This window comes from Cycloclasticus sp., assembly GCF_019090545.1.
In the GTDB taxonomy this organism is placed as follows: Bacteria; Pseudomonadota; Gammaproteobacteria; order Methylococcales; family Cycloclasticaceae; genus Cycloclasticus; species Cycloclasticus pugetii.
On record NZ_JAHRVT010000025.1, the window covers coordinates 42,045 to 65,285 of the forward strand.

28 protein-coding genes are annotated in these 23,241 nt (G+C 40.3%); 18 read left to right on the top strand and 10 right to left on the bottom strand.

Annotated features, from left to right (window positions below; genetic code table 11):
• The first annotated feature begins 9 nt into the window (after positions 1-9).
• The 3 genes from KUG63_RS04815 to KUG63_RS04825 all read left to right on the top strand — a co-directional run bounded on the left by KUG63_RS04815 (position 10) and on the right by KUG63_RS04825 (position 1,910).
• On the top strand, positions 10-249 hold the full coding sequence (locus KUG63_RS04815) for a glycosyltransferase (protein ID WP_287554258.1): 240 nt from the start codon (positions 10-12) through the stop codon (positions 247-249).
• A gap of 121 nt (positions 250-370) precedes the next feature.
• Positions 371-613, top strand: a complete 243-nt coding sequence (locus KUG63_RS04820) for a hypothetical protein (RefSeq protein WP_287554260.1) — start codon at positions 371-373, stop codon at positions 611-613.
• Between the two features lie 364 nt (positions 614-977).
• The gene (locus KUG63_RS04825) at positions 978-1,910 is read left to right on the top strand and encodes a methyltransferase domain-containing protein (RefSeq protein WP_287554261.1); all 933 of its coding nucleotides are present in this window, start codon (positions 978-980) and stop codon (positions 1,908-1,910) included.
• Between the two features lie 34 nt (positions 1,911-1,944).
• Here KUG63_RS04825 and KUG63_RS04830 read toward each other — a convergent pair whose 3' ends face one another.
• Positions 1,945-2,073 (bottom strand): hypothetical protein, encoded by a 129-nt coding sequence (locus tag KUG63_RS04830; protein WP_287554263.1) that lies wholly within the window; start codon positions 2,071-2,073, stop codon positions 1,945-1,947.
• Between the two features lie 142 nt (positions 2,074-2,215).
• On the opposite strand from KUG63_RS04830, the gene KUG63_RS04835 reads away from it, so the two are divergent.
• The 5 genes from KUG63_RS04835 to KUG63_RS04855 all read left to right on the top strand — a co-directional run bounded on the left by KUG63_RS04835 (position 2,216) and on the right by KUG63_RS04855 (position 7,875).
• Entirely contained in the window at positions 2,216-3,709 is a 1,494-nt protein-coding gene (locus KUG63_RS04835; RefSeq protein ID WP_287554264.1) for a flippase, read from the top strand.
• Between the two features lie 91 nt (positions 3,710-3,800).
• The gene (locus KUG63_RS04840; RefSeq protein ID WP_287554265.1) at positions 3,801-4,847 is read left to right on the top strand and encodes a class I SAM-dependent methyltransferase; all 1,047 of its coding nucleotides are present in this window, start codon (positions 3,801-3,803) and stop codon (positions 4,845-4,847) included.
• Between the two features lie 331 nt (positions 4,848-5,178).
• Positions 5,179-6,108: a glycosyltransferase family 2 protein gene (locus tag KUG63_RS04845; RefSeq protein WP_287554266.1), complete on the top strand. Its 930-nt coding sequence runs from the start codon at positions 5,179-5,181 to the stop codon at positions 6,106-6,108.
• Positions 6,098-6,970: a glycosyltransferase gene (locus KUG63_RS04850; protein ID WP_287554267.1), complete on the top strand. Its 873-nt coding sequence runs from the start codon at positions 6,098-6,100 to the stop codon at positions 6,968-6,970. Before KUG63_RS04845 ends, KUG63_RS04850 begins: the two co-directional genes overlap by 11 nt.
• Positions 6,967-7,875 (top strand): glycosyltransferase family 2 protein, encoded by a 909-nt coding sequence (locus KUG63_RS04855; protein WP_287554269.1) that lies wholly within the window; start codon positions 6,967-6,969, stop codon positions 7,873-7,875. The genes KUG63_RS04850 and KUG63_RS04855 overlap by 4 nt, the downstream gene beginning before the upstream one ends.
• An 8-nt stretch (positions 7,876-7,883) precedes the next feature.
• Here the strand turns inward: KUG63_RS04855 and KUG63_RS04860 are convergent, their stop codons facing one another.
• Positions 7,884-8,969, bottom strand: a complete 1,086-nt coding sequence (locus KUG63_RS04860; protein WP_287554271.1) for a glycosyltransferase family 4 protein — start codon at positions 8,967-8,969, stop codon at positions 7,884-7,886.
• Positions 8,970-8,985: 16 nt separating this feature from the next.
• Positions 8,986-9,867, bottom strand: coding sequence for a glycosyltransferase family 2 protein (locus KUG63_RS04865; RefSeq protein ID WP_287554273.1), 882 nt, complete (start codon positions 9,865-9,867; stop codon positions 8,986-8,988).
• Positions 9,868-10,087: 220 nt separating this feature from the next.
• Between KUG63_RS04865 and KUG63_RS04870 the strand changes: the two genes are divergently transcribed.
• A complete protein-coding gene (locus tag KUG63_RS04870; RefSeq protein ID WP_020933051.1) occupies positions 10,088-10,294 on the top strand; it encodes a DUF2970 domain-containing protein in 207 nt (68 codons plus the stop codon).
• Between the two features lie 40 nt (positions 10,295-10,334).
• Here the strand turns inward: KUG63_RS04870 and KUG63_RS04875 are convergent, their stop codons facing one another.
• The 3 genes from KUG63_RS04875 to KUG63_RS04885 all read right to left on the bottom strand — a co-directional run bounded on the left by KUG63_RS04875 (position 10,335) and on the right by KUG63_RS04885 (position 15,639).
• Positions 10,335-13,100: a valine--tRNA ligase gene (locus tag KUG63_RS04875; protein WP_287554275.1), complete on the bottom strand. Its 2,766-nt coding sequence runs from the start codon at positions 13,098-13,100 to the stop codon at positions 10,335-10,337.
• A 613-nt stretch (positions 13,101-13,713) separates the two neighbouring features.
• On the bottom strand, positions 13,714-14,136 hold the full coding sequence (locus tag KUG63_RS04880) for a DNA polymerase III subunit chi (protein WP_287554276.1): 423 nt from the start codon (positions 14,134-14,136) through the stop codon (positions 13,714-13,716).
• Positions 14,137-14,151: 15 nt separating this feature from the next.
• A complete protein-coding gene (locus KUG63_RS04885) occupies positions 14,152-15,639 on the bottom strand; it encodes a leucyl aminopeptidase (RefSeq protein ID WP_287554278.1) in 1,488 nt (495 codons plus the stop codon).
• A gap of 109 nt (positions 15,640-15,748) precedes the next feature.
• Between KUG63_RS04885 and lptF the strand changes: the two genes are divergently transcribed.
• Together lptF and lptG are read left to right on the top strand one after the other, a co-directional pair.
• Positions 15,749-16,855, top strand: a complete 1,107-nt coding sequence (gene lptF / locus KUG63_RS04890) for an LPS export ABC transporter permease LptF (RefSeq protein ID WP_016390915.1) — start codon at positions 15,749-15,751, stop codon at positions 16,853-16,855.
• Positions 16,852-17,916 (top strand): LPS export ABC transporter permease LptG, encoded by a 1,065-nt coding sequence (lptG, locus tag KUG63_RS04895; RefSeq protein WP_287554279.1) that lies wholly within the window; start codon positions 16,852-16,854, stop codon positions 17,914-17,916. The genes lptF and lptG overlap by 4 nt, the downstream gene beginning before the upstream one ends.
• On the opposite strand, the gene KUG63_RS04900 is transcribed toward lptG, so the two are convergent.
• Positions 17,887-18,342: an RDD family protein gene (locus tag KUG63_RS04900; RefSeq protein WP_015005213.1), complete on the bottom strand. Its 456-nt coding sequence runs from the start codon at positions 18,340-18,342 to the stop codon at positions 17,887-17,889. The two genes, lptG and KUG63_RS04900, sit on opposite strands and share 30 nt — an antisense overlap.
• 19 nt (positions 18,343-18,361) lie before the next feature.
• Positions 18,362-19,858, bottom strand: a complete 1,497-nt coding sequence (locus KUG63_RS04905; protein ID WP_223253190.1) for a M48 family metalloprotease — start codon at positions 19,856-19,858, stop codon at positions 18,362-18,364.
• A 38-nt stretch (positions 19,859-19,896) separates the two neighbouring features.
• On the opposite strand from KUG63_RS04905, the gene tusD reads away from it, so the two are divergent.
• Genes tusD through KUG63_RS04925 form a run of 4 tightly spaced genes read left to right on the top strand, consistent with a single transcriptional unit; the run spans position 19,897 to position 21,254 of the window.
• Entirely contained in the window at positions 19,897-20,289 is a 393-nt protein-coding gene (gene tusD, locus KUG63_RS04910; RefSeq protein WP_015005215.1) for a sulfurtransferase complex subunit TusD, read from the top strand.
• Position 20,290: 1 nt separating this feature from the next.
• Positions 20,291-20,647, top strand: coding sequence for a sulfurtransferase complex subunit TusC (tusC, locus tag KUG63_RS04915; RefSeq protein ID WP_277642359.1), 357 nt, complete (start codon positions 20,291-20,293; stop codon positions 20,645-20,647).
• Complete coding sequence (tusB, locus tag KUG63_RS04920) at positions 20,647-20,937, top strand: sulfurtransferase complex subunit TusB (protein WP_015005217.1); 291 nt, start codon at positions 20,647-20,649, stop codon at positions 20,935-20,937. The genes tusC and tusB overlap by 1 nt, the downstream gene beginning before the upstream one ends.
• Positions 20,937-21,254, top strand: a complete 318-nt coding sequence (locus KUG63_RS04925; protein ID WP_015005218.1) for a TusE/DsrC/DsvC family sulfur relay protein — start codon at positions 20,937-20,939, stop codon at positions 21,252-21,254. Before tusB ends, KUG63_RS04925 begins: the two co-directional genes overlap by 1 nt.
• 10 nt (positions 21,255-21,264) lie before the next feature.
• Here KUG63_RS04925 and KUG63_RS04930 read toward each other — a convergent pair whose 3' ends face one another.
• The gene (locus tag KUG63_RS04930) at positions 21,265-21,657 is read right to left on the bottom strand and encodes an RNA-binding S4 domain-containing protein (RefSeq protein ID WP_015005219.1); all 393 of its coding nucleotides are present in this window, start codon (positions 21,655-21,657) and stop codon (positions 21,265-21,267) included.
• A 7-nt stretch (positions 21,658-21,664) separates the two neighbouring features.
• Entirely contained in the window at positions 21,665-21,916 is a 252-nt protein-coding gene (gene grxC / locus KUG63_RS04935) for a glutaredoxin 3 (protein ID WP_020933044.1), read from the bottom strand.
• A 155-nt stretch (positions 21,917-22,071) separates the two neighbouring features.
• Between grxC and KUG63_RS04940 the strand changes: the two genes are divergently transcribed.
• The 3 genes from KUG63_RS04940 (at position 22,072) to KUG63_RS04950 (ending at position 23,195) form a co-directional block, all read left to right on the top strand.
• Positions 22,072-22,389, top strand: a complete 318-nt coding sequence (locus KUG63_RS04940) for a c-type cytochrome (RefSeq protein ID WP_015005221.1) — start codon at positions 22,072-22,074, stop codon at positions 22,387-22,389.
• A 30-nt stretch (positions 22,390-22,419) separates the two neighbouring features.
• A complete protein-coding gene (locus KUG63_RS04945) occupies positions 22,420-22,749 on the top strand; it encodes a c-type cytochrome (protein ID WP_015005222.1) in 330 nt (109 codons plus the stop codon).
• Between the two features lie 80 nt (positions 22,750-22,829).
• Positions 22,830-23,195 (top strand): toxin-antitoxin system YwqK family antitoxin, encoded by a 366-nt coding sequence (locus tag KUG63_RS04950; protein WP_015005223.1) that lies wholly within the window; start codon positions 22,830-22,832, stop codon positions 23,193-23,195.
• Positions 23,196-23,241 lie beyond the last annotated feature (46 nt).

Here is a 23,241-nt window from a genome sequence, read left to right on the forward strand (position 1 = left end):
TGAGAGTTAATGCCAAAAATATCTATTATCACCGTTTGTTTCAATGCCGAAAAACATATAGAGCAAACCATAAAAAGTGTTTTAGATCAGAAGAACGGTGATATCGAGTATGTCGTTATAGATGGGGCATCCACAGATAAAACCTTAAGTATTATCAAACAATATGACTCTAAAATAACAACGTGGATATCAGAGCCGGATAAAGGCATTGCAGGTGCCATTAAAAATCATCGGCTATATTACCATTAGGTGCAAATAAGTAGGTGGCGCTTAGTGAAGATGAGATAGGGTATATTGATGAGTATCTATTTAGCTTTGTAAAGCCGCAAGACACCATTGAAAAAAGAGTGTTTCAGGCGATCTTTTATCATTGGAAGAAGGCGTGATCGATGCACCCTTTATTGATTTATTAAATAGACTAGAAAAATTAAATATTTTAGACAGCAAAGAACAGTGGCTTGAATTAAGGAAAACCGGAAACACATTATCACATACCTATGAAGATGAACCAGAAGTAATGAGTGTCGCGATCAGCGCAATGTTTAATAAAAAACAAAGCATAGAAAGGATTTATAAGCACCTGATTGTTTATCGCAATAATAAAGCAGAATGAACTTTAAAAGACCTAGTTTCTGTCGGTCGTTTGAAAATCAAGCTGGCTTGACCCCATGATTTCCATTAAGCCCGTTTAATATGAAAAGGTTTGAGATAAACCTCGGTAAGGCGAATATTGATATGTGATTTTTTGAGGAATAATACGCTGATTTAGCCGCTGTTGTCGAATGGGTTCGGAATGCAAAAAATTGTGCTTTATAACTCGGTTTCAGGTCGTTAAGTTTAAACGCCCTTAAAAATATAGAGCGGTTAGATGCCTTGATTGTCTGCTGTGCATGTAAAGTAATGATGCTTTTTTTATAAAAAAAGACTGATGCCATTTTTCAGGATAAACATATTCGCCGGTGTGTAGTGGATACGTAGTGGTAGAACAGATAAGATTAATTATATTGCTGAAATTGAGAGGGGGTTTTGTGATAAGAAAGGTATATGCTAAATTGAAATCAGAAGGTATAAGAAGTTTGCTTAAGGTTTTATATCATTACCTAATTCCCCTTCGGCTTGAGTATTATCCCACCTGTAGGGGCTTATTCCAAACGGGTGTTGGTTTGGAAATTGGCGGTCCAAGTAACATTTTTGGACAGCGAGGGGTTATTCCCGTTTATCCGGACGCTAAAAAAATAGACAATATTAACTTTTCTCATAATACTGTTTGGGAAGGAGGGATCAGCGAAGATAAAGGCTTCTTTTTTAACAAAGGTACAGCTCATGGTTGTCAATATGTTGGAGAGGCCAGTAATCTTGAAATGATTGGGGATTCTTCTTATAACTTTATTCTGTCATCTCACTGCATAGAGCATGTAGCCAATCCAATAAAAGCGCTTATAGAGTGGAATCGTGTTCTTAAACAAGATGGGATGCTAGTTCTTGTTGTTCCGCATAAAGAGGGGACGTTTGATCATAAAAGACCCGTGACTACATTGGAACATCTGATTGAAGATTTTGATAATCAAACAAATGAGGGTGACATGACGCATTTAGAAGAAATTTTGAGATTGCATGATTTGTCAAAAGACCCCGGTGCAGGTGAATTTGTAGCCTTTGAAGAGCGATCAAAACGAAACAAAGAAAATAGGTGTCTTCACCACCACGTATTTGATACTAAACTTGCCATTGAAATGGTGAATCATATAGGGCATGAAATACTAGCGGTTGAACTATTTATGCCTTATCACATTGTAATTGTGTCGAGAAAAACCGAGGCGGATGGTCTTGTAAATAATGAGGAATATAGAAGTGATACAGCAGTACATTATATGAATAGCCCTTTTGCATTGGATCAAATAAGAGCTTGAGTTTTCTTAGACGGGTTTTTTAATATGAAGGTTCTTAGGTCGAATAATTAAGTTGAAAGGCGGGTTTAAGTCTAAAAATTTCAATAGAGGCGGTAGAATCAGCATGAATCCCTTCAGATAATGGCTTGTGCGTTAAAATATGGATGATTATCCATTTTTTCATATAACTTTTCCTGCACAGAACTAGGTTGAAAACGAAAGTTGCTTTGCAGAACAGGCTAATAGACGCAAATTAATGGGTCATATGTATGATAAAAGCTTAGCTTTACTTTTAACTTCGGTTGTATATGAAGGGTTACACAAAGATGACTAAACAAGAATATAGTTTTGAAACGTCTAGTATTAGACGGAATGTTTCTTGGAATTTATTTGGAATGATGATTCCGCTTTTAGCGGCTATAGTTGCGTTGCCTATTTTAGTTAATAGTCTTGGTGTGCCGCGATTCGGAGTGTTGATGATTGCATGGGCAGTAGTAGGATATTTTGGGCTGTTTGATTTAGGGTTAGGCCGCGCGCTAACCAAGTTGTTATCTGAAAAGCTGGCTAAAGGGCTAAATACAGAAGTTCCTGCACTGGTTTGGACAGCATTGCTGATCTTAGGCGCGGTTAGCTTGATTGGTGCGGCATTGATTATTCTACTTACCCCATGGTTGGTTAATGATGTTCTTAATATTCCTGAGGAACTTCGGCAAGAAAGTGAGGTTGCATTTTATTTACTGGGCTTTTCGTTGCCCATTGTCATTACAACCACAGCTCTTCGTGGTGTTCTAGAAGCGTATCAGCGTTTTGATTTCGTCAATATGGTACGAACTCCAATCGGTATATTGACGTTTGTTTTTCCAATTATAGCTCTACAGTTCTCAAGTAGCCTTGATGTGTTAGTGAGTTCGCTAATCATTGTGCGGTTGATTTCTTGGTGTGCTCACGCCACTTTATGTGTAAAAGTTGAGCCTAATATCCGACAATCTTTAGAGGTAAACAAAAGTTTAATACATCCATTAATTAACTTTGGTGGGTGGATGACAGTTTCAAATATTATTGGCCCTATTATGGTGTATATGGACCGGTTTTTTATTGGTAACTTATTAACTATGAGTGCTGTGGCCTATTATACAACACCGTATGAAATGGTCACAAAGCTTTGGGTGGTGTCAGGTGCACTTATGGGGGCTTTGTTCCCTGCGTTAGCTGCTGCACTAGTCCAAGACCGTAATAGAGCGAAGCACCTTTATGGAAGAGCTATTAAAGCTATTTTTTTAGTACTGTTTCCTTTGGTCTTGTTGATAGTTACATATGCGTATGATGGATTATATTTGTGGCTAGGTAGCGATTTTGCTGATAAAGGTACGACTGTTTTGCAATTTTTAGCGGTTGGCGTGTTGATTAATAGCTTTGCTCAAATAGCGTTCGGCTTAATTCAGGCTGGGGGGCATCCAGATATTACTGCAAAACTACATATATTAGAGCTTCCCGTATATTTGATAGCACTATGGTTTTTAGTGACTGAATACGGTGTTATTGGAGCAGCGGTTGCGTGGGTTCTACGAGTAGTCTTTGATTCAGTTGCTCTTTTCTCAATAGCTTATAAATTACAATTAGTAGAGTCCCCTTTTGCAGTAAAACCCATATTACTAACAATGAGCACCTTGGTGGTGCTTACAATAGCGGCTCTATTGACGAGTCAAGTCGCTAAAATTTCTTTTCTTGCATCGATGTTTTGCTTGTTTGTTTATGTGATGTGGGTATATATCTTTATGGAAGAAGATAGGGCTCAAGTTGTTAATTATTTCAATGCTTAAGAGCTACTAAGATTTATGAAGCTGTTAAAGATGCTTATGAGTGATAGTTAAAATATAGTATGGAAGGGTGCATATAGAACGAATGGAAAAAATGAAACAAGATAAAGATTTACATGAATGGCCTATAGATGGGTTGGAGCGTGTATTAAGATGTCCAGTTTGTGGCGAAAGAGATAGGAAGGCTCTATATCATAGCCTTACAGATAAAGTGTTTTTCTGCGCACCAGGAAAATGGGCAATGTATAGTTGTGCGTCATGTGAGAGTGCGTACTTAGACCCACGGCCAACAGCAGGCTCCATTGGGTTGGCATATAAGCAATACTTTACGCATGTAAGAGAAGATATTTCTTCTTTAAGTTTACTGAATAAGCTTAAACGACGGATAGAGACGGCATATCGAAACTATCGTTATGGATGTGTTGGCTCAAGTGACTTTTTTGGTTTTATAAGTGCCCTTATTATATCCCTGTATCCTAATGGGCGAAGGAACATGGATTTATCAATGCGTCACTTGAATAGAGTGGAAAAAGGTCAAGTTTTGCTGGATTTTGGATGTGGCAATGGTGATTTTTTGCGACGTGCTCGAGAGGTTGGCTGGGAAGTAAGAGGTGTGGATTTTGATCAAAAAGCAGTAAAACAAGCGCGCGAGGGTGGGTTGGATGTTCGAGTGGGTGGTGTGGAAGTTATAGACGAATTTGAAGAGAAATTCGATGTTATCTCGCTGTCGCATGTGCTGGAACACGTACATGACTCAGTAGGTTTATTAGAGCATTGCTTTAGGAAGTTAAAATTAGGTGGGTATATTTGGTTAGAAACACCAAATATAGGCTCTTTTGGCCATCAGTATTTTGGTGCAAATTGGAGAGATTTGGACGTTCCTAGGCATCTCGTTATTTTTAATTTAAAGTCGCTGAGGAGTGTTCTAAAGGCGGTGGGCTTTGTTGATATAGAAATGCAAGGCTATAATTCAATAAATCTAGTTACGTTACGAGGTAGCTTGGCGATAGCTGAGGGAAAGTCCCCGTTTTCAGCGAACTTGCCAAAAGTACCCCAAGGGCTCCAAAACAAAGCGGAGCATATTGCCAAAAATGACGAAAGTCGAAGGGAATTTATAACAATAAAGGCAAGGCGAAAATGATATTAAACTTGGGGTTTTTATTTTGGTGATTGTTGGGTGCGCATGGAAAAGGCAAATATATGGGCAATATGTTTTATTCTGTATAGCAATTTTATTCGGGTAATACTTTTTTGAGCCATGCCCGAAATCTAGGCATGTTATGCAAGTTACAATAAAGGCGTTACGGCTGGTATATTGTGTGAGAAAAGGGAATGAAGGATCTAAAATGCACTTTATGTCTGAAACATTAACAAGTTGTGTGTTTACTTTAGGTTCTTGCGGCAAGCATGAAAATACTAGCATTATTATTTGTTAGGAATTGTTTTACATAAGTCCTTAATTAGTTTGTTTTATGCGCGTCAATATACTTTTATCAACATTTAACGGAGAGCTCTATTTAGAAGAGTTACTCGTTAGTCTGAAAAATCAAACATACAAAAATACTAGGGTCTTCATAAGAGATGACGGATCAACCGATTCGACTCAATTGATTCTTAAGAAGTTTTACGAAGCTAATGATAATGTGCATGTGTGTTTCGGTGAAAATATCGGGGTGACTAAAAGTTTTTATACGCTATTAAAACAAAGCTATTATGAAAATGGATTATATGCTTTTTGTGATCAAGACGATATTTGGGCGTTAGAAAAGATAGAAAGAGCTGTTACGATATTAAGTGAGATCGGGGTGAGTGATTCACTGTATTGTTCGGGGTTGGAATATGTGACTGAGGATTTGGTTCATATGGCTTATTCCATGGCACCAGTTAATATAAAATTCAGTAATGCGATTAATGAAAACGTTGCTATTGGCTGTACTATTGTATTCGATGATAAGTTGAGGGAACGATTTTTAGTGGCTTCCCCTGATAATATGCTTATGCATGATTGGTGGATGTACTTAACAGCCTCTGCATTTGGGAGAGTTGTTTATGATGACTACTACGGGATTTTGTATAGGCAACATGGTTTAAGTGTTACTCCCTCATATGAAAAAAGCTTAAGCTTGGTTAGGAGATTTAAAGATCTTATTGTAACTATCAAAAATAAGCGTTTTATAGGGTCTTTAGACTGGTTGGAGCAAGCTGAAGAATTTGTTAAGACTTACCCCGAGTTATCAGAAAAAGAAAAAAGTATAGTAAAAAAAATGAGGTGTTTAGTAACGCATGCAACATTTGGAGATAAGTTGAGTTTTGTTATGCATCCGATTGTTAAATCAAATTTTAAGTCTAAAGATTTTGTCTTGCGGCTGAAAATAATGTTGGGAGTAGGGTTTGATTCATAATCAAAATGTTTGTGCTGTTATGGTGCTTTATAACCCTGAAGATTATGTCATTAAAAATTTAGTAAGGGCGGTTAGCTTTTTCGTAAAAGTGTTTGTAATTGATAATTCTGACAAGCCTAATCCGTCCCATGATTTTTGTGGAATGGATAGTAATGACTCGCTAGTTTATGTTGCTAACGACGCCAATTATGGAGTTGCTAAAGCTCTAAACCAAGGCGCTGAGCTTGCTATTAAGGGTGGTTTTTCGGCTGCCGTTTTATTAGACCAAGATACTAAACTTAGTCGTAGTTTTCTGGATGAGTTGGTGTATATTTATAATGATCGATCTAGATTAGCCCCAGTCGCTATAGTTGGTTCAAACTATCAGATATCAACTGCTCTTTCCAAGCAAAAAAAAGCTAGATTTGTAGCAGAGAAGACAGTCATCACTTCTGGTAGTTTGTTAAATATTGAGGCTTATAAGGGTATTGGCCCATTTAACGAAAGTTACTTTATTGATGGTGTTGATCTAGAGTTTTGCTTGAGAGCTCACTTGAAAGGTTATGGTGTATATAAGTCTACGAAAGTACTTATGGAGCATTTTATTGGAGATGCAACGAAGCATAGTTTACTAGGGTTGACGTTCATAACTAGCAATCATTCGGCTTTACGGCGGTATTACTTAACTAGGAATACTATTTTTTTATGCCGCAGTTTTTTTAAATCTTTCTTTTTGTATACAGTCACTGGGGGGATTAATGTTGTAAGAATTGCCGTTTATATAGTTTTATTTGAATCCGAGAAGAGGGAAAAATTAAATTATATGTTGCTAGGGCTAAAAGATGGCTTCCAGAACATCTCAGGGAAGAAGGTTCTGGGGTGAGGGATTTCTTAAATGATGTAATTCCGGTTGTTGTAACGTACAACGCTGAAATTAAAGTCTTGGATGACCTTTTAAATTCCTTACAATTATTTGATAAGGTACAGCTAGTTGATAATGGATCAAACAGCGTGGCTGAGTTGAAAGAATTATGCTCAAAATATGCTAATTTGGCAGCCTCATTTTTACCAGCTAACGTTGGTTTAGCTGAGGCACAAAATTTAGCGGTTGATTCGATAACAACGAACGATGCATGTACTTTTATTATATTGTTTGACCAAGATAGTGTTCCTGTGGAGAACTGTATTGAAGTTTTATATAATTATGCTAATCAGCTAAAAAGTGAAGGAATAAAGTTAGGGGCTATTGGCCCAGCTTTAGTGGATTCTTTTTTAGATAGTCGCTTTGGCTTTATAAAAAATGGAAAGCGTTTTTATAAAGAAGAGGCAGAAAATAATATATTTGAGTGCGATGGTATTAATAGCTCAGGGTCTCTAATTCCTTTGGGTGTTTGGCAAGATCTAGGTGGTAATAATAGTTCATTATTTATAGATCACGTTGAAACAGATTGGTGCTTTAGAGCTAGAGCAGCTGGTTATGAGTGTTATGGAACATTTGATGCTTTGTTATCTCATTCGATGGGTGAGTCGACTATAAAATATTGGTTTTTTGGTTGGCGAACCATGCCAGATAGAACCCCTGAAAGACATTATTACTTGTTTAGAAATAGCATTTTCTTGCAGCAGCAAAGCTATGTTCCCATAAGTTGGAAATATAAGAATATTTTAAAATTAATTTTAACGATAGGCTATTTCGGGGTTTTTCATCGGCAGAGAGTTAAACATATTTCTAATATGTATATTGGTCTTAAAGATGGAATCAACAAAAGGCTTGGTGTTAAGAAATAGTAAGTGCCTCAATTAGGCTGCTTAACGAGTAGGGTTAATATTAGTAATTTTTCTCTATAACGCATAGCAATTCGTGGCCACTCGAAATTTTCAAAGCAGTATTCAGCGACACGATTACTAATTATTTGTTGGTCTTTTTTTAGTAACGCTTTTTTTTCTAAAATAAGGCTTCTAAATGCATCTGCGTTTAAGGGTTCAACTAACCAGCCATTTTTGTTTTCTTGTATTGCGTCTTGAATACCTTCCAAATTGGATGATATGGACGGTAAGCCGCAAAGGCCGGCCTCTAATTGAGTGATGCCAAAGCCTTCAACATCGTTTTTTATTGGGATGTTTGCTTGTATAAATAAATCGCTGTGGGTGAATAGGGTTTCTTTTAATTGATTATCGACTTCTCCCAATAAATAGACATTGTTGTCTAAGTGTAATTTTTTTATTAAGGAGCTGATCTTATCTTTATTAGGTCCATCACCAGCAATGAGGTAAATGATGTCTTTTGGCAAGTGAACCATGACGTTCTTTATAAACCAGTGAGCACCTTTTCTTTCTACTAAGCGGCCTAATGAAAGTAATGTAAATTTATTGTCTAAATTTATTTGTAGGCGCTGTTGTAGTTTTCTTTTTGATAGCAGAGTGGTGGCAGACTTTTCAACACCATTTGGGATGACTGAAATCTTTTCGGCTGGAATACCCGCACTTATAGCGATATCTTTTGTGGAATGGCTGACAGCGATAAAGAAATCAATTTTCCTGAAAAAAAAGCAGATCCAAATTTTTTGATAAACAGGGTTATCCCAAGTAATATCTAGCCCATGTAAAATGCAACTGACGGGCTTATTAGAAAACAACTTAATGAACCAGCCCACAATAGCTGCAACACCATCTCCGAGTAAAACTTGATCTGCTTTTCTTATTTTAATTAAACCGGTAATGATGGCCCACGGTATAAAGAAAGGGAGTGCCTTTTTGCCAAACCGATTAATAATCGTTCGGCATGTTATCAAGTTAGAGAGGTGGCGAGCTAAGGCTTCGTTTTGATTCTCAATGCCACCTATGGTTGGTGGGTGAGCCCTAGATATAAATAGAAGGTTCATTGTGTTCAGAGAAAAGTTACCGGTGGCCTTCTTTTTCAGAGTTTCTATAATGCAACGATGAAATCTGCTCAGACAATATTCCCATTAAAAAAATAAATACAGATGCGACGTACAAAAATAAACTGCCATTACTGAATGTGCCTGAAGATAGATAGCTGTCAATATGATTGATGACCCCGCATAGGAAACAAAAAGCACTAGTGGGTAAAAATAAACGCATGGGTGAGAAAAGTGCGCCAATTTTTAAGATAATAATAAAGAAGCGTAAGCCATCTTTTAGTAGCTTTATTTTGCTTTTGCCTTCACGCTTTCCTGCCTTAATAGGAATATAGGCGACCGGTAAGGCTGAACGGAAGAATGCCATGGTCGAGGTGGTGGGGTATGAGAAGCCATTAGGTAAAAGGTATAAAAACTTTCTGAAATGGTTCGCTCGAACCGCTCTAAAGCCCGACGTGAGGTCTTCTATTTTATGGCCGGTCATAAAAGAAGCTAGTTTATTAAAGACGGCATTACCTAACAGCCTTTTTGTTGACGCATGAGAGCCTGATTGCCGAGCACCAATAACCATGTCATAACCTTCGGCCAATTTAGATAGTAACCGTTGGATATCATCTGGGTTATGTTGTCCATCAGCATCCATAAAAACAATAATGTCTCCGGAGGCATTTCGTGCGCCCGTTTTAATGGAGGCGCCGTTTCCTAATGAGTGAGGGTGAGAAATAACTTTGATACCGTGTTGTTCGCAAATAGATTTAGAAAGGTCGGTTGAGCCATCATCAATAACTAAAATTTCAGCCGTTGGTTGTGCTGATTTTAATTGGGGTAGCAAGGCTTCAAGGTTTTCTGCCTCATTTAAACAGGGCATTACAATGCTGAGAGTAGGTGTGTTTTTTACCATGTTTAAACCGTTAAAATTAATTGTAAGTTTAATTGTCTCATATTTTTTATTAGGACGTGCTTTGTCTAAATAGGCAGAAGATTTATGCTTGCTTAGCAAGAGTTCTATTTGACGCTAATTTAAAGCCCCTATTCTGATTTCTTTAATCGTAAGGACTTTAGCAATAAGGTATTAGGGGGTGTTAAAATGTGTTTAATTTATTTGACCTTAGGAGTATTAAATGAAGCAAGATGATGGATTAGCACCTTCTTTTTGGCAAATGGTAGGCAGTACAATGTTGTCATTTTTGGGGGTTTCTAAAGAGTCACGAAGAAGGCGAGATTTTCAATATGGAAACCCTAAGGTGTTTATTGTGACTGGGTTTATCTTGGCCTTGTTGTTTATTTTTGCTGTGTTAGGCGTTGTTAGAATGGTATTGCCTAGCTAGACCGATGAAGAATGACCGGCCTAGCTAGTTAATAAGGCAGTTATAGGGTGGCGATTTTCTCTTTTTGATCGTTTAAATTGCTAAGTTTTGAGGTAATATCAAGCTGTTTTGCTCTTTCTTTTTCTATAACGGCAGCCGGTGCTTTGTCGATAAAAGAAGCGTTTGATAATTTACCGCTGATGCGTGATGCCTCTTTTTCAAGCTTTTCAATTTCTTTATTTAAGCGTTCTAGCTCGGCATTTTTATCAATTAGCCCAGCCATTGGTATTAGCACTTGCATATCACCGACTAGAGCAATAGCAGATTGTGGTGCTTCATCTGCTGCGTTTAATGTGGTGATGGATTCTATACGTGCTAGTTTTTCCAATAATAAACGATTATCTGTAAGACGCTGTTGGTCTTGTTCTGAACAGTGGTTTAACAGTACCGGTAATGGCTTACTGGGGGGGATATTCATTTCACCGCGAATTTGACGAATGCCCATAACGAAATCCATTACCCATTGCATATCACTTTCAGCAGCGGCAGATATTTTGCTGTCATCGGGTGTTGGGTAGGCCTGTAGCATAATGGTATTGCCGGTTTTGCCTGCCAGTGGTGCTATTTGCTGCCAAATTTCTTCAGTAATAAAGGGCATCAGCGGGTGCAGCAAGCGCAGTACGGCTTCAAGTACGCGAATTAAGGTTTGGCGAGTTCCGCGTTTTTGTTCGGCTGAGCTATTGTCATCAAGCAAAATAGGTTTTGATAACTCTAAGTACCAATCACAGTATTCATTCCAAAGGAACTCATATAGCGACTGTGCGGCTAAGTCGAAGCGGTATTTTTCAATAGAGGTAATAACGCTGGCTTCGGTTTTTTGCAGGCGTGACACAATCCATTGATCGGGTAAGCTGTATACACATAACTCAGCACCAAGGCCTGTATCTTCGCCTTCGGTGTTCATCAGTACATAGCGGGTGGCGTTCCATAATTTGTTACAGAAATTACGATTGCCTTCAATTCTATTTAAGTCAAATCGAATGTCGCGCCCAGTTGAGGCGAGTGAGGCAAAGGTAAAACGTAGCGCATCGGTACCAAAAGAGGGGATGCCATCGGGGAAATGCTTACGTGTATCTTTCTCGATTTTAGCAGCCATTTTAGGTTGCATAAGGCCTTTTGTACGCTTTTCAAGTAAGTCATCTAGCGTAATACCGTCAATTAAATCAATCGGGTCCAGTACGTTACCTTTGGATTTAGACATTTTTTGCCCTTCCGCATCGCGCACTAAGCCGTGAATGTATATTTCTTTAAACGGCACATCGTCCATAAATTTTAGGCCCATCATAATCATTCTGGCGACCCAGAAGAAGATGATGTCGAAACCGGTAACGAGTACACTAGTGGGGTAGAAAGTATCAAGTTCGGGAGTTTTATCGGGCCAGCCAAGGGTAGAGAATGGCCATAATGCGGATGAGAACCAGGTGTCTAATACATCTTCATCTTGTGATAATACAAGGCTATCGGCTAGGTTGTTTTTTTCACGTACTTCAGCCTCGTTACGGCCAACATATATGTTGCCACTCTCATCGTACCAAGCGGGAATTCTATGGCCCCACCAAATTTGACGGGAAATGCACCAGTCCTGAATATCGTTCATCCAGTTGTAATAGGTTTTATCCCAGTTTTCAGGTACAAATTTAATTTTGCCGCTTTTAACCGCTTCAATAGCAGGTTCTGCTAGCGGTTTGGCCTTAACAAACCATTGGTCTGTTAACAAAGGTTCAATGATCACCCCTGACCGGTCGCCACGAGGCACCATGAGTTTATGGTCATCAATTTTAGCTAATAAGCCTAAATCATCCAGATCTTGTACGATTTGTTTACGCGCTGCCACGCGATCCAAGCCACGGTATTTTTCTGGCATCTCATCATTGATGCTGGCGTCAACGGTGAAGATGTTGATTAACGGCATATTGTGGCGTTGGCCAACCTCATAATCGTTAAAATCGTGAGCAGGGGTTATTTTTACACAGCCCGTACCAAATTCTGGGTCTACATAATCATCGGCAATAACTGGGATTTCACGGTTACATAAAGGCAACGCGATCATTTTGCCAATTAGGTGTTGGTAGCGTTCGTCAGATGGGTGAACAGCGACACAAACATCGCCTAGCATGGTTTCTGGGCGGGTCGTTGCAACCACAAGTTCGCCGCTACCATCGGCTAATGGATAGCGCATATGCCACATATGGCCTTGTTCTTCTTGCGAAATAACTTCAAGGTCGGATACCGCAGTGTGTAATTTAGGGTCCCAGTTAACCAGGCGTTTACCGCGATAAATGAGCCCTTCTTCATGTAGTTTTACAAACACTTCGTTAACCGCTTTTGACAGCCCTTCGTCCATAGTGAAACGTTCGCGCGACCAATCTAGGGAGGTGCCCATGCGGCGTAATTGCTTAGTGATGGTGTTGCCAGATAATTCTTTCCAATCCCAAATGCGCTCAACAAATTCTTCTCGGCCTAAGTCGTGGCGAGTTTTACCTTCTGCGTTTAATTGGCGTTCAACCACCATTTGGGTCGCAATACCGGCATGATCACTACCAGCTTGCCATAGGGTGTTGTGTCCTTGCATACGATGGTAACGCGTTAGTGAATCCATGATCGTGTCTTGGAAAGCATGCCCCATGTGCAAGCTACCGGTAACATTGGGCGGCGGTATCATAATGCAATAGGCGCTATCGCCTCCTTTGGGTTCGAAGTAACCTTGTTCTTCCCATTGGCGATACCAGCGAGATTCTATGTCATGCGGGGCGTATGTCTTATCCATCGTGTGTGTTCGGTGTTGATTTTTAAAGGCGGTATTATAACTTTGTTGGGGAGGGTAGGGTTATTGGTAAGCAAGTTTTTAGCTTAATGATATTTTACAAGAAGAAGGTTTGTTAGTTTTCCTTAATACGTAATGTTTATAGTTTTTCGCTGTCGCGAGGACGTTCATTTCTTTTGTTCACCCAAAAGTAACGAACCAAAGAAAAGGGTGCCCTAATATCAGTAAATTAACAGTTTTCGGGCTCGCAGGTAAACTCGCTACGCTCAGACAACCTGCTTACTTATCCGAAAACAGCTAATTTACTTGCGAGATAAAGGGACGGTAAATCTAGAGCCATATCTGAACCGGTCTTGATTTTAATATCCCCTTTTGCTCTCACTGAAAAACTAAGCATTAAAGTAGAGCGTTCTAATGTGGCTGTTTGAGCCTGTTTTGTAGGCGAGTTCCACAGTAGTTATTTTAGGGATTGGTTTTGAAGGAACCCTTCAGGGTGAAAGCATTTGGGTGGCACTTTTCTGGTTATTCTTTTGTTGCTACTGACAAAAGAGTCACTCGGCCTTTAGGGCGAAACCTTAACTAGAAATGAACACCCTAGCGGCAGCGATAATAAGAATCAAATTTTATGCGTCTGCAGTGGATACCCTCTGCTCTTATAAAACTTAAACCGCTCCCGTCCTGCTTGTTTAATTGATTCATTTTGATTAACAAGCTCAGCAAATCGTTCAAACCGAGCAAAACAATCGGGTGTTTTCTCAGTAAGGTTAATTAGCACGTCGTGAATATCTAACGGGTCACCAGTGTGGTTAATGTACACTGGGTGGTTGGCGCACTTTGTTGGGTCCATAGTATGTGGTACAAAACTGGTGGGCGAGAAGGACCAAAGCAAGTCATCCACTGTCTTGGATTGTTGTTCTGAATCGGTATGAATATACACGCGATGACCCTGTTTGCTAGCTTTTTGAGCTAGCCGACAGGCAAAAAGGTGCTGTGTATCAGGGGTGTCATCTGGCAGTACATAAAAGTCGATTCTGGTCATTTTGTAATGGCTTGTTTAACAGCGATCCAATATAAATTGGCTTAGCATGTGAACAGGGCGACCAGTTGCGCCTTTATCCGTACCCGATTTCCAGGCAGTGCCGGCAATGTCTAAATGAGCCCATTTATAATCTTCGGTAAAGTGTGACAAAAAGCAGGCTGCGGTAATAGTGCCACCAGCAGGGCCGCCAATATTAGCGAGATCGGCGAAGTTACTTTTTAGCTGGGGTTTGTATTCATCCCACAGTGGTAATTGCCATGCTTTGTCATTGGCTTTAATGCCAGCGTCTAGCAATTCGTTAGCCAATTTATCGTTATTGCCTAGTAAGCCGGTGGCATGTTTTCCTAACGCGACTACACAAGCGCCAGTTAAGGTAGCAATATCAATGACTACTTCAGGTTTAAATTTAGCAGAGTAGGTGAGTGCGTCACATAAAATTAAACGTCCTTCTGCATCAGTGTTTAAAATTTCAATGGTTAGACCGGCCATGCTGGTAACGATATCACCAGGTTTGTTGGCATCACCATCGGGTAGGTTTTCTGATGATGGAACAACGCCAACTACATTGATGGGTAAATTTAATTCGGCGCACATTTGAATCACGCCGAAGACACTTGCACCACCGCACATATCGTATTTCATTTCATCCATACCGGATGAGGGTTTTATGGAAATTCCACCGGCATCAAAAGTGAGGCCCTTACCAACCAGAACGATGGGTTTTTGAGAACTTGGGCCACCTTTATGTTCCATAGTAATGAGCTTCGCCGGTTGGCGAGAACCCCTAGAAACAGATAATAATGAGCCCATTCCTAGTGCTTCCATTTTGGCTTCATCTAAAATGGTTACTTTGAGCGATGCGTGTTGTTTGCCAAGTTCTTTTGCTGTCTCAGCTAAGTAGCTTGGGGTGCAAATATTACCGGGTAAATTGGCTAATTTTTTTGCGCTGTCAATGCCATTAGCGATACTCGAGGCGGTGTCTGCAGCACTGTTGATCATTTTTGCAGTGTAATCATCGGTATGCCATAGTTGGCATTTTTCTAATATGTTGGCATCGGGCGCGGAGGTCGTGAGCGTATCGGTGTATTGGTAAAGTGCTTCACGAGACTTCAATACTAACTGACGAACTTTCCAGTCGATATCTTTACCGCTAACTTCAACAGCTAATAATGTAGAGCAAACAGCCTTAATCGGTAAGTTTTTAAGCGAGTTGATGCTTTCGCTGATGGCCTTTGTGTAATCTTCCGCTGAGGTGTTGCCTTGCTCGCCAAAACCGACAAGAAGCACACGCTTTATTTTGCTGCTGGCAGGCATTTGAAGTAACAGTGTATTGCCCGCTTTGCCAGAAGCGTCACCTTGTTTTAAAACGGCAGCTATTTGTCCATCATGGGCTTGGTCGAAGTGGGTGGTTATTTCAAGCTGTTTACCTTTACTGAAAACGGGCAAAAGAAGGCAAGGAGTTGAAAGTTTATCGATTGACCCTGTTTTTGAAACGAATTGCATGCGGATACCTCTGAATGATAAGTAATGTTTTTGTTTGGCTTTTCCGTTAGGATACGACACCATAACTCTATGGATTTATGAGCCTAACTATAAGCCAAATACACTGTTGATGTCTGCGTTTAAATTAAAAATTATTGATCGATTGCTAGTGACTCAAATTAGCAAAATGATGTTAGGGGTCATGACGGTGTTGACGGTTATCTTATTAAGTCAGCGATTGGTTCGTTTGTTTTCTAAGGTTACAGCCGGTGAGTTGTCCGCTGATGTTGTGTTGTCATTGGTTGGCTTTAACCTGTTGCTATTGATGATTAAAATTCTACCGGTGGCTTTGTTGTTGTCGATATTACTGGTGTTAGGCCGGATGTATCGAGACCATGAAATGACGGCACTGTTCTCGTCAGGTATAGGCTTAACTCAGATCTATCGTGGAATATTTATTTTTGTTGTCCCCTTATTCGCTTTAACGATATACCTCTCATTAGTAACAGCTCCAACATTAATGCAAGCGATTGAGCGAGTGAAGACAAGCGATCAAGCTAACTTAGATATTCGCGGCATTACGGATGGGCGCTTTAATGAATACAGTCGTGGCGACTTGGTTTTTTATGTTGAAAAAATAACCAGCGACGACAAGATGTTGAACGTATTTATACAAAATCGTCAGCATGGCAAGTTGGGGATTACCTCATCGAAAAGTGGCGAAATAAAGGTGGACCCTGTCACAGGCGATCGTTTTATTATTCTAAAAGACGGTAACCGTTATGAAGGCGTGCCGGGCCAAGCAGATTATAAAATTACCAATTTTAAGGAATACGGTGTTGTAGTGGCGGAAAAGTCGTCAGCACAGGTGTCATTTGGTACCAAAGAAACCTCTACTATTCAGTTGATGGCGATGAAGTCGCCTAGAGCAATCAGTGAACTGCAAAAGCGTTGGTCTGTGCCGTTGGCCTTAATAACATTTGCCTTATTAGCAGTACCTATTAGCCGTGTATCGCCACGGGCAGGAATGTATGGGAATTTATTAACGGCTTTGCTGATCTATATTGTGTTTGAAAACTTCATGAGTTTATCGCACTCGTGGTTAGTAAAAGGGGTAACGGCACCTTGGTTTGGCATATGGTGGGTGCATCTACTGCTAATAGGTGTTACAGCAATTATGGTGGTTAATATGCACGGTGTTAGCTATGTTAAAAAGAAAGTGATGTTTAAAAGATGAAGGTCGTTAATAAATACATAGCCGTAGAAATGTTAAAAAGCACGGCGGTGGCGGTGCTTTTTTTGTTATCACTGGTATTGGTTATTACGTTTGCCGATGAGCTGGACGATATGGGCAAAGGTCAATATGGTTTAGTTGAGATTTTTAAGTACTTGGCATTAATTGCACCGCGTAATTTTTATGAATTACTGCCTTCGGCGGCTCTGTTGGGCGCGTTGATTACCTTAGGTGGAATGGCCAATAATTATGAATTAACCGCTATGCGAGCGGCAGGGATTAGTCGTTGGCAAATTATTTTTTCTGCATTGCGTGTCGGCATGATATTGATGGTAGTTTCTTTACTGGTTAGCGAAGGGGTGGCACCGGTATCTGAACAAGCGGCTCAAATGCTAAAGTTTACGGCTAAAAATGAACAAGTAGCGTTGAGAACGAAATATGGCTTTTGGACGCGAGATGGTGATACGTATTTAAATATCCGTGAAATTTTAAACTCAGCTGAACTCAAAGACGTCAGTATTTATGAAATGACGGATATGAACGAGCTAAAGTATGCAACGCATGCAAAGACCGCTAGTTTTATTGATAATAAGTGGGAGTTAAGCGGTGTTGAGCAAACCACCATTAATGATGCCGGTGTAAAAGTTGCCTTGTCTGATTCGGCAAAATTAGACTCGTTATTAGACCCTGGTTTGCTTGATGTTATTGTTGTTAAACCAGAGCGTTTATCTATCATGGGCTTAGCCAGTTATATCAACTTTTTAGACAATAACGGGCAAGATGCTACGCATTTTATTGTTGCGATGACCAGTAAATTAATTCGGCCTTTTGTAATTCTGGTTATGCTCTTGATTGCCATCCCGATGGTGTTAGGGGTAAAGCGAGCAGGTAGTACTGGCGCGCGAATTTTAATCGGTGCGTTAATTGGAATAGGGTTTAATTTGGTTGATAGACTGTTTGGAAATATTGGGGTGTTGTACGGTTTAAACCCAGTTATCGCTGCATCGCTGCCGTTTTTCTTGGCATTATGTATATCAGTCTTCACCATCCGGCGAATGGGCTGAAGGCTCCTTTTCCACCCAAATTAAACGACTATTTGAGGCGATGTCATGCCAGCTCAGCCGATCTTTATTGACGAGTATCCACAAAACACCAAGGCCAAGAACCCCCCAAGACAGAATGGCCATTGTGAAACGTATCAAGGCTTGTCGCCAGCTAATATTTTGGCCTTTGTTATTAGCTATTTTTAACTTCCAGGCGAGCAACCCCAGCGTTTGACCACTTTTAGTCCAAAACCAGCCATAAAATAAGAAGCTGACCGACAAGAGGTACAGCGAATATAGCCATGAGTTTGGTTGAAATAAATGACTATCTTGAAAGGGAAGCAATACTAATGTCGCTAAAAATAAGATGGCAATCAGTAATAGCGCATCATAAGTGATGATCGCTAACCGTCTTAGCAGACCAGGTGGCTTTGTTAAATCAGGCATGGGGTGTTATATAGATTGGTTACAGTAGTTTGGGGGCCCTAAGTTCGGCTTGAAGTTGATTAATACGGTTTTCAATTTGGCTGCTTAAGTAAAAATTATTATTAGCGGCTCGTAAGGCTTGTTCAAGCTGGATAATAGCGTCTTTGGTTAACCCAAGCGAGTAAAAGTACTCAGCCTTATATTGGAAACCTCGTACTGGGTTGTTAACCTGGCCGTAAGCGATGGAAAGGAGGTCGTACACATTGGGTGTCGGTTCGTAATTTTGTAGGTCCTCATTGAGGTTCGTTAAGGCCTGTTGCGGTTTACCATTGTGTAATAGAACCATGGCATATAATAAATTAACCGCGCGGCTTTGAGGGAATCGTTGTTTGCCCTGATCAAGTAACGCCAAGGATTGCTGCGGCTTATTGTCACGGTATTCATTCAGAGCGAGAGCAGTTAAATAATGGAGTTGGGTGGGGTTTTGCTCTGTCAGCGTAGAGAGAATGTCGCGTGCTTTTTCAAATTGCCTATCCTTCATTAAGGCGAGTGCAAGGCCATAACGAGCCGCCTCTTTAATTTTTGTAATGCCTTGTGATGATTCATCCTTTAAGGCGTTTATTAACTCGCCGGTTAAGTTTTGTGGGTGTTTGTTAACGCGAATTTTCATTCGAATTAAACGAAAATCTTGGGAGTCCTCAACTTGTTTATAAGGGAATTTTTCCGCACGTGCAGCGGTGTCCGAGATACGCGAAGCGGGCGCTGGGTGAGTGAGCAGAATTTCAGGAATTTTTTGACCGTATTGGGTGGTTGCCGTTTGAAGTCGACCAAAGAAAATCGGCATGCTTCTAGGGTCAAAGCCAGCAGCGGCAAGGTTTTGTACACCTACTCGGTCGGCTTCAGCTTCATGACTTCGCGTAAAATTAATTTGTTGTTGCACTTGCCCAGCTTGTACCGCCAAAACAGCGGCTGGGCCAACACCTGGAACAGTTACGCCTAAAACGACGGCGGCAAGCATAGCCGCTGCGCTGGGCATCGACATTTGACTGGCTGATTCAATAGCGCGTTGTAAATGCTGTTGGGTAACGTGGCCAATTTCATGAGCAACGACTGACGCTAATTCGCTTTCAGATTCAGCCGCTAAAATAAGTCCAGTGTTTAGTCCGATATTAGCATCGGGGCCTGCAAACGCATTGATTCGATCATCTTGCACGACAAAGAAATTAAATTGTCGGTCAGGTTGTTCGCTGAATTTAGCGACCCTGTCACCAAGTTGTTGTGCGTAGTCATTAATTTCTTGGTCGTTACTGAGTGGAACCCTTAGTCGAATGCTCCTAAGGAATGCTTTACCAAGTTTCTTTTCAAGTTCACCTGAAATGATGATATTTGATGTATTACCAATGTCGGGTAATTTAATTCGCTCATTAGCTTGGCTATTTTTAGACCAAACAAAGGCGCTACTCGCAATAATGCATGTAAAACTTGAGGCGATTAGTACGGTAAGAAAACGACGCATGATATTATGATATTTGTTCATAAGCCGTTTTAGTGTAATTGAGTTTAAATGCAAGTTAAATGAAAATCTCTATTCAGATCAATGCAAGCCCCTACCAATATCAAGCAGCGGATACGGCGTGGCACTTTATTGAAGCGGCGATTGCCAGTGGGCATGACATATACCGGGTGTTTTTTTACCATGATGGCATTTTTAATGCCTGCCGTGATTCACGCCCACCGGGTGATGAAAGGGATATTGTAAAAAGGTGGACGGCCTTACAAGCAGAAAAAGGTGTGGATTTAGTGGTGTGCGTTTCATCAGCGCAGCGAAGAGGTTTGCTTGAAAAAACTGTCGCTCACAAAGTATCGGGTTACGAAAATGCCTTGGCGGATGGGTTTCGAATCGCAGGGTTAGGTTTGTTAATGGAGGCGGTTATTGAGTCGGACCGTCATGTTACTTTTGGGGCTTGAAGTGAAAACGCTATTTTTTATTTTTAATAAAGGGTTTCATGGAAATGTGCGAGGTCATGAGTTTTTAGATATGGCATTAATGGCGGCGGCTTTTGACCAAAAGGTTGTTATCTTGTTTGAAGGTGAAGCTGTGAATGCCTTAGTTAAAAACCAGCAGCCTGAAAATATTGCCTTAAAAAACATAACACCTATATTAAAGGCCTTGCCGTTATATGATATTAATGACGTGTTTGTTGAAAAAGAGTCAATGGATCAATGGGGCTTAGTGAAGGAACAGCTGACCATTGAAACTACGTTGGTTTCTCGTCATGAGATGGTTGAACAACTTAATGCAGCACACCATGTATTCAGTATCTGATGTTATATATTGTTAATAAAAGAACCGAGGCCCTAGACAGTTGCATTGAAAGAGTGATGTCAAATGATGTTGTCTTATTAATTGAAGAAGCTGTTTTAGCTACGGTCATTACAAAGCCACCGTCCATTTTATCTAAACCTATCGATCAGGTTCAGATCTATGCGTTAAGCCCTGATATGAAAGCGAGAGGCATTGATGTTAACCGCTGCTATGAGCATATTCGGTATGTTGATTATGCAGGCTTTGTTGAGTTAGTAGAAAATAATAATCCTGTTAGGTCTTGCTGTTGATGTTAGTGCAGTTAAAACGCGATGAATATGGCTTTTTGCAGAATAGAAGCGACTGGAGCGAGGCCGTGGCTGAGGCAATGGCGAAAGAAGATGAGCTATTACTGACGCCATTGCATTGGGAAATTATTCATTTTGCGCAAGCATACTACGATGAATTTAATCACCAACCCAATGCGCGATTATTTGGCCAAGCGATCAAGAAGAGATTGGGCGCTGAAAAAGGGTCGTCTATTTATTTATATAAATTATTTCCAAACGGACCATTAAAATACGCGAATAAATATGCGGGGTTACCTATTCCACCTTCATGCATATAAAGACGCTGTATTAATCCGTTTGTTTAAATCGGTGAATTTGCCGTCGCTGTTTTTTATTAGGCCGTTCAGAGCGAGGCATAGAGGCGTTCATGTCTTTATTGAGTGCTTTCAGCGCTTGACGTTGTTGAAGGCTTTCATCGCTTTCTTTGTACAAAAGGACGGCTTCTTTGGCGGGGCGACGTTGAGGGTTTAAGCCGACAATCTTAACCGTCCATTGATAACCAGCCTTATGGATTTGCAGGCTATCATCAATGCGAACTTCTTTACTGGGTTTGCTTCGTTGACCGTTGAGGTGGATTTTTCCACCTGAAATCGCTTCGGTGGCGAGCCGTCGTGTCTTAAAAAAACGAGCAGCCCATAACCAAGTATCTAAACGCTGTTTTGTTAGAACGTTTTCAGTCACTAGATAATTAAGCGAGTAACTCGTCTAGTTTTCCGCGACTTTCTAAATCGTAAATTTCTGTGCAATCACCAACGTGTTTGTCACCATTAAAAATTTGCGGAACGGTAGAGCGCTGACTTTTTTGTATCATTTCAGCTCTTTTGTTTGGGTCATTTGCAATGGAAATTTCAGTAAATGGAATGTTTTTATTATTTAACAAACGTTTAGCCTGAGTGCAATAAGGACATAAAGAAGAAGTGTATATAGTGATCTTGGACATAGGAGGTCGATAGCGTTAAATTAATTTCAGTTAATTTTAACAGATTTGGAAGGGAAATCTGTTGGATTAACGGGTTTATGCTAGCGCTATGGGCCTGTTTTCAGTAGAATCACGGGATGTTAAAGAATTAATAAAATCATAGAGAGAAAGAGTCAATGAAGCGATTATTAGTAAGTTTATTGGTGTTGGGAATGGCGTTTTCTGTAACGGCAAACGCAGCGGGTGATGTTGCCGCTGGAACAATTAAAGGGCAAACCTGCCTTGGTTGTCACGGTGTGGAAAATTACAACAATGCGTATCCAACCTATCATGTGCCAAGATTGGGTGGTCAGCATGCTGGCTATCTGGTAACTGCCATGAAAGCCTATAAAAACGGTACACGCACTCATGCCACCATGCATGGTAATGTGGCTGATTTATCAGAGCAAGATATGCAAGATATTGCGGCATATTTTGAGCAAGACGGAAAATAAACGTTAATATTAAAGATCACGAGGAAGAAAATGAAACAATTAAATAAGATGATTTTTACCGTATTGCTTACTGTGGTATCTGTCAGTGCTATAGCAGCGGGTGATATTCAAGCAGGCAAAGAAAAGTCAACAGCCTGTGCAGCATGCCACGGTGTAAGTGGGGTGAGTGCTAGCCCGATGTTTCCTACTATTGCTGGGCAACATGCAGATTATATGGTTCATACGTTAAAAGGATATCAATCGGGGCTACGTAATGACCCTATTATGCGAGCTTCAGTTGCGGCGCTGACTGAAGAGGATATCGTTGATTTAGCAGCTTATTTTGCCAGTCAAGAAGGCTTGAAAACACTGAAAAAATAAGACTTAAATTTAAAATTAGTAGATACAAAAAACGCGCATTCTTGCGCGTTTTTTGTATCTATAAAATATAAGGATAGACAATGAGTCAAGACGTTAGCGTGAAACTTAAGCACAATAATGATGGGAAGCTCATAGAGGAGTGTGAATACCTCGGTGAGGTTATGCATGGAAAGCGAACAATTTGGCACCCCTCTGGCGTGAAAATTTCTGAAACAGATTTTATTCAAGGTGTTATGCAAGGCCATCATACATCATGGTATTTAACAGGGCATATTGCACTAACCGCAACTGTTGCACAGGGTAATTATCATGGCCTCTTTACTGCGTATTGGCCAAACGGCGAAATGCGTGAACAAGGTCATTTTGATAAGGGGGAGCGAACGGGTGTATTTAAATCTTGGTCTGATAATGGTGAACTATTAGCTGAAAAAAACTATGATCAATAAAATTCCGTTGTAGCCATTTTCTGGTAAAGGGCGAAAAAAAAGCATA

Bases quoted from the DNA above. Each gene is read 5' to 3' on its own strand.
- KUG63_RS04815 (WP_287554258.1), top strand. From the start codon at position 10: ATGCCAAAAATATCTATTATCACCGTTTGTTTCAATGCCGAAAAACAT.
- KUG63_RS04830 (WP_287554263.1), bottom strand. From the start codon at position 2,073: ATGAAAAAATGGATAATCATCCATATTTTAACGCACAAGCCATTATCT.
- KUG63_RS04835 (WP_287554264.1), top strand. From the start codon at position 2,216: ATGACTAAACAAGAATATAGTTTTGAAACGTCTAGTATTAGACGGAAT.
- KUG63_RS04840 (WP_287554265.1), top strand. From the start codon at position 3,801: ATGAAACAAGATAAAGATTTACATGAATGGCCTATAGATGGGTTGGAG.
- KUG63_RS04845 (WP_287554266.1), top strand. From the start codon at position 5,179: ATGCGCGTCAATATACTTTTATCAACATTTAACGGAGAGCTCTATTTA.
- KUG63_RS04860 (WP_287554271.1), bottom strand. From the start codon at position 8,969: ATGAACCTTCTATTTATATCTAGGGCTCACCCACCAACCATAGGTGGC.
- KUG63_RS04865 (WP_287554273.1), bottom strand. From the start codon at position 9,867: ATGGTAAAAAACACACCTACTCTCAGCATTGTAATGCCCTGTTTAAAT.
- KUG63_RS04870 (WP_020933051.1), top strand. From the start codon at position 10,088: ATGAAGCAAGATGATGGATTAGCACCTTCTTTTTGGCAAATGGTAGGC.
- KUG63_RS04875 (WP_287554275.1), bottom strand. From the start codon at position 13,100: ATGGATAAGACATACGCCCCGCATGACATAGAATCTCGCTGGTATCGC.
- KUG63_RS04880 (WP_287554276.1), bottom strand. From the start codon at position 14,136: ATGACCAGAATCGACTTTTATGTACTGCCAGATGACACCCCTGATACA.
- KUG63_RS04885 (WP_287554278.1), bottom strand. From the start codon at position 15,639: ATGCAATTCGTTTCAAAAACAGGGTCAATCGATAAACTTTCAACTCCT.
- lptF (WP_016390915.1), top strand. From the start codon at position 15,749: ATGTCTGCGTTTAAATTAAAAATTATTGATCGATTGCTAGTGACTCAA.
- lptG (WP_287554279.1), top strand. From the start codon at position 16,852: ATGAAGGTCGTTAATAAATACATAGCCGTAGAAATGTTAAAAAGCACG.
- KUG63_RS04900 (WP_015005213.1), bottom strand. From the start codon at position 18,342: ATGCCTGATTTAACAAAGCCACCTGGTCTGCTAAGACGGTTAGCGATC.
- KUG63_RS04905 (WP_223253190.1), bottom strand. From the start codon at position 19,858: ATGAACAAATATCATAATATCATGCGTCGTTTTCTTACCGTACTAATC.
- tusD (WP_015005215.1), top strand. From the start codon at position 19,897: ATGAAAATCTCTATTCAGATCAATGCAAGCCCCTACCAATATCAAGCA.
- tusB (WP_015005217.1), top strand. From the start codon at position 20,647: ATGTTATATATTGTTAATAAAAGAACCGAGGCCCTAGACAGTTGCATT.
- KUG63_RS04925 (WP_015005218.1), top strand. From the start codon at position 20,937: ATGTTAGTGCAGTTAAAACGCGATGAATATGGCTTTTTGCAGAATAGA.
- grxC (WP_020933044.1), bottom strand. From the start codon at position 21,916: ATGTCCAAGATCACTATATACACTTCTTCTTTATGTCCTTATTGCACT.
- KUG63_RS04940 (WP_015005221.1), top strand. From the start codon at position 22,072: ATGAAGCGATTATTAGTAAGTTTATTGGTGTTGGGAATGGCGTTTTCT.
- KUG63_RS04945 (WP_015005222.1), top strand. From the start codon at position 22,420: ATGAAACAATTAAATAAGATGATTTTTACCGTATTGCTTACTGTGGTA.
- KUG63_RS04950 (WP_015005223.1), top strand. From the start codon at position 22,830: ATGAGTCAAGACGTTAGCGTGAAACTTAAGCACAATAATGATGGGAAG.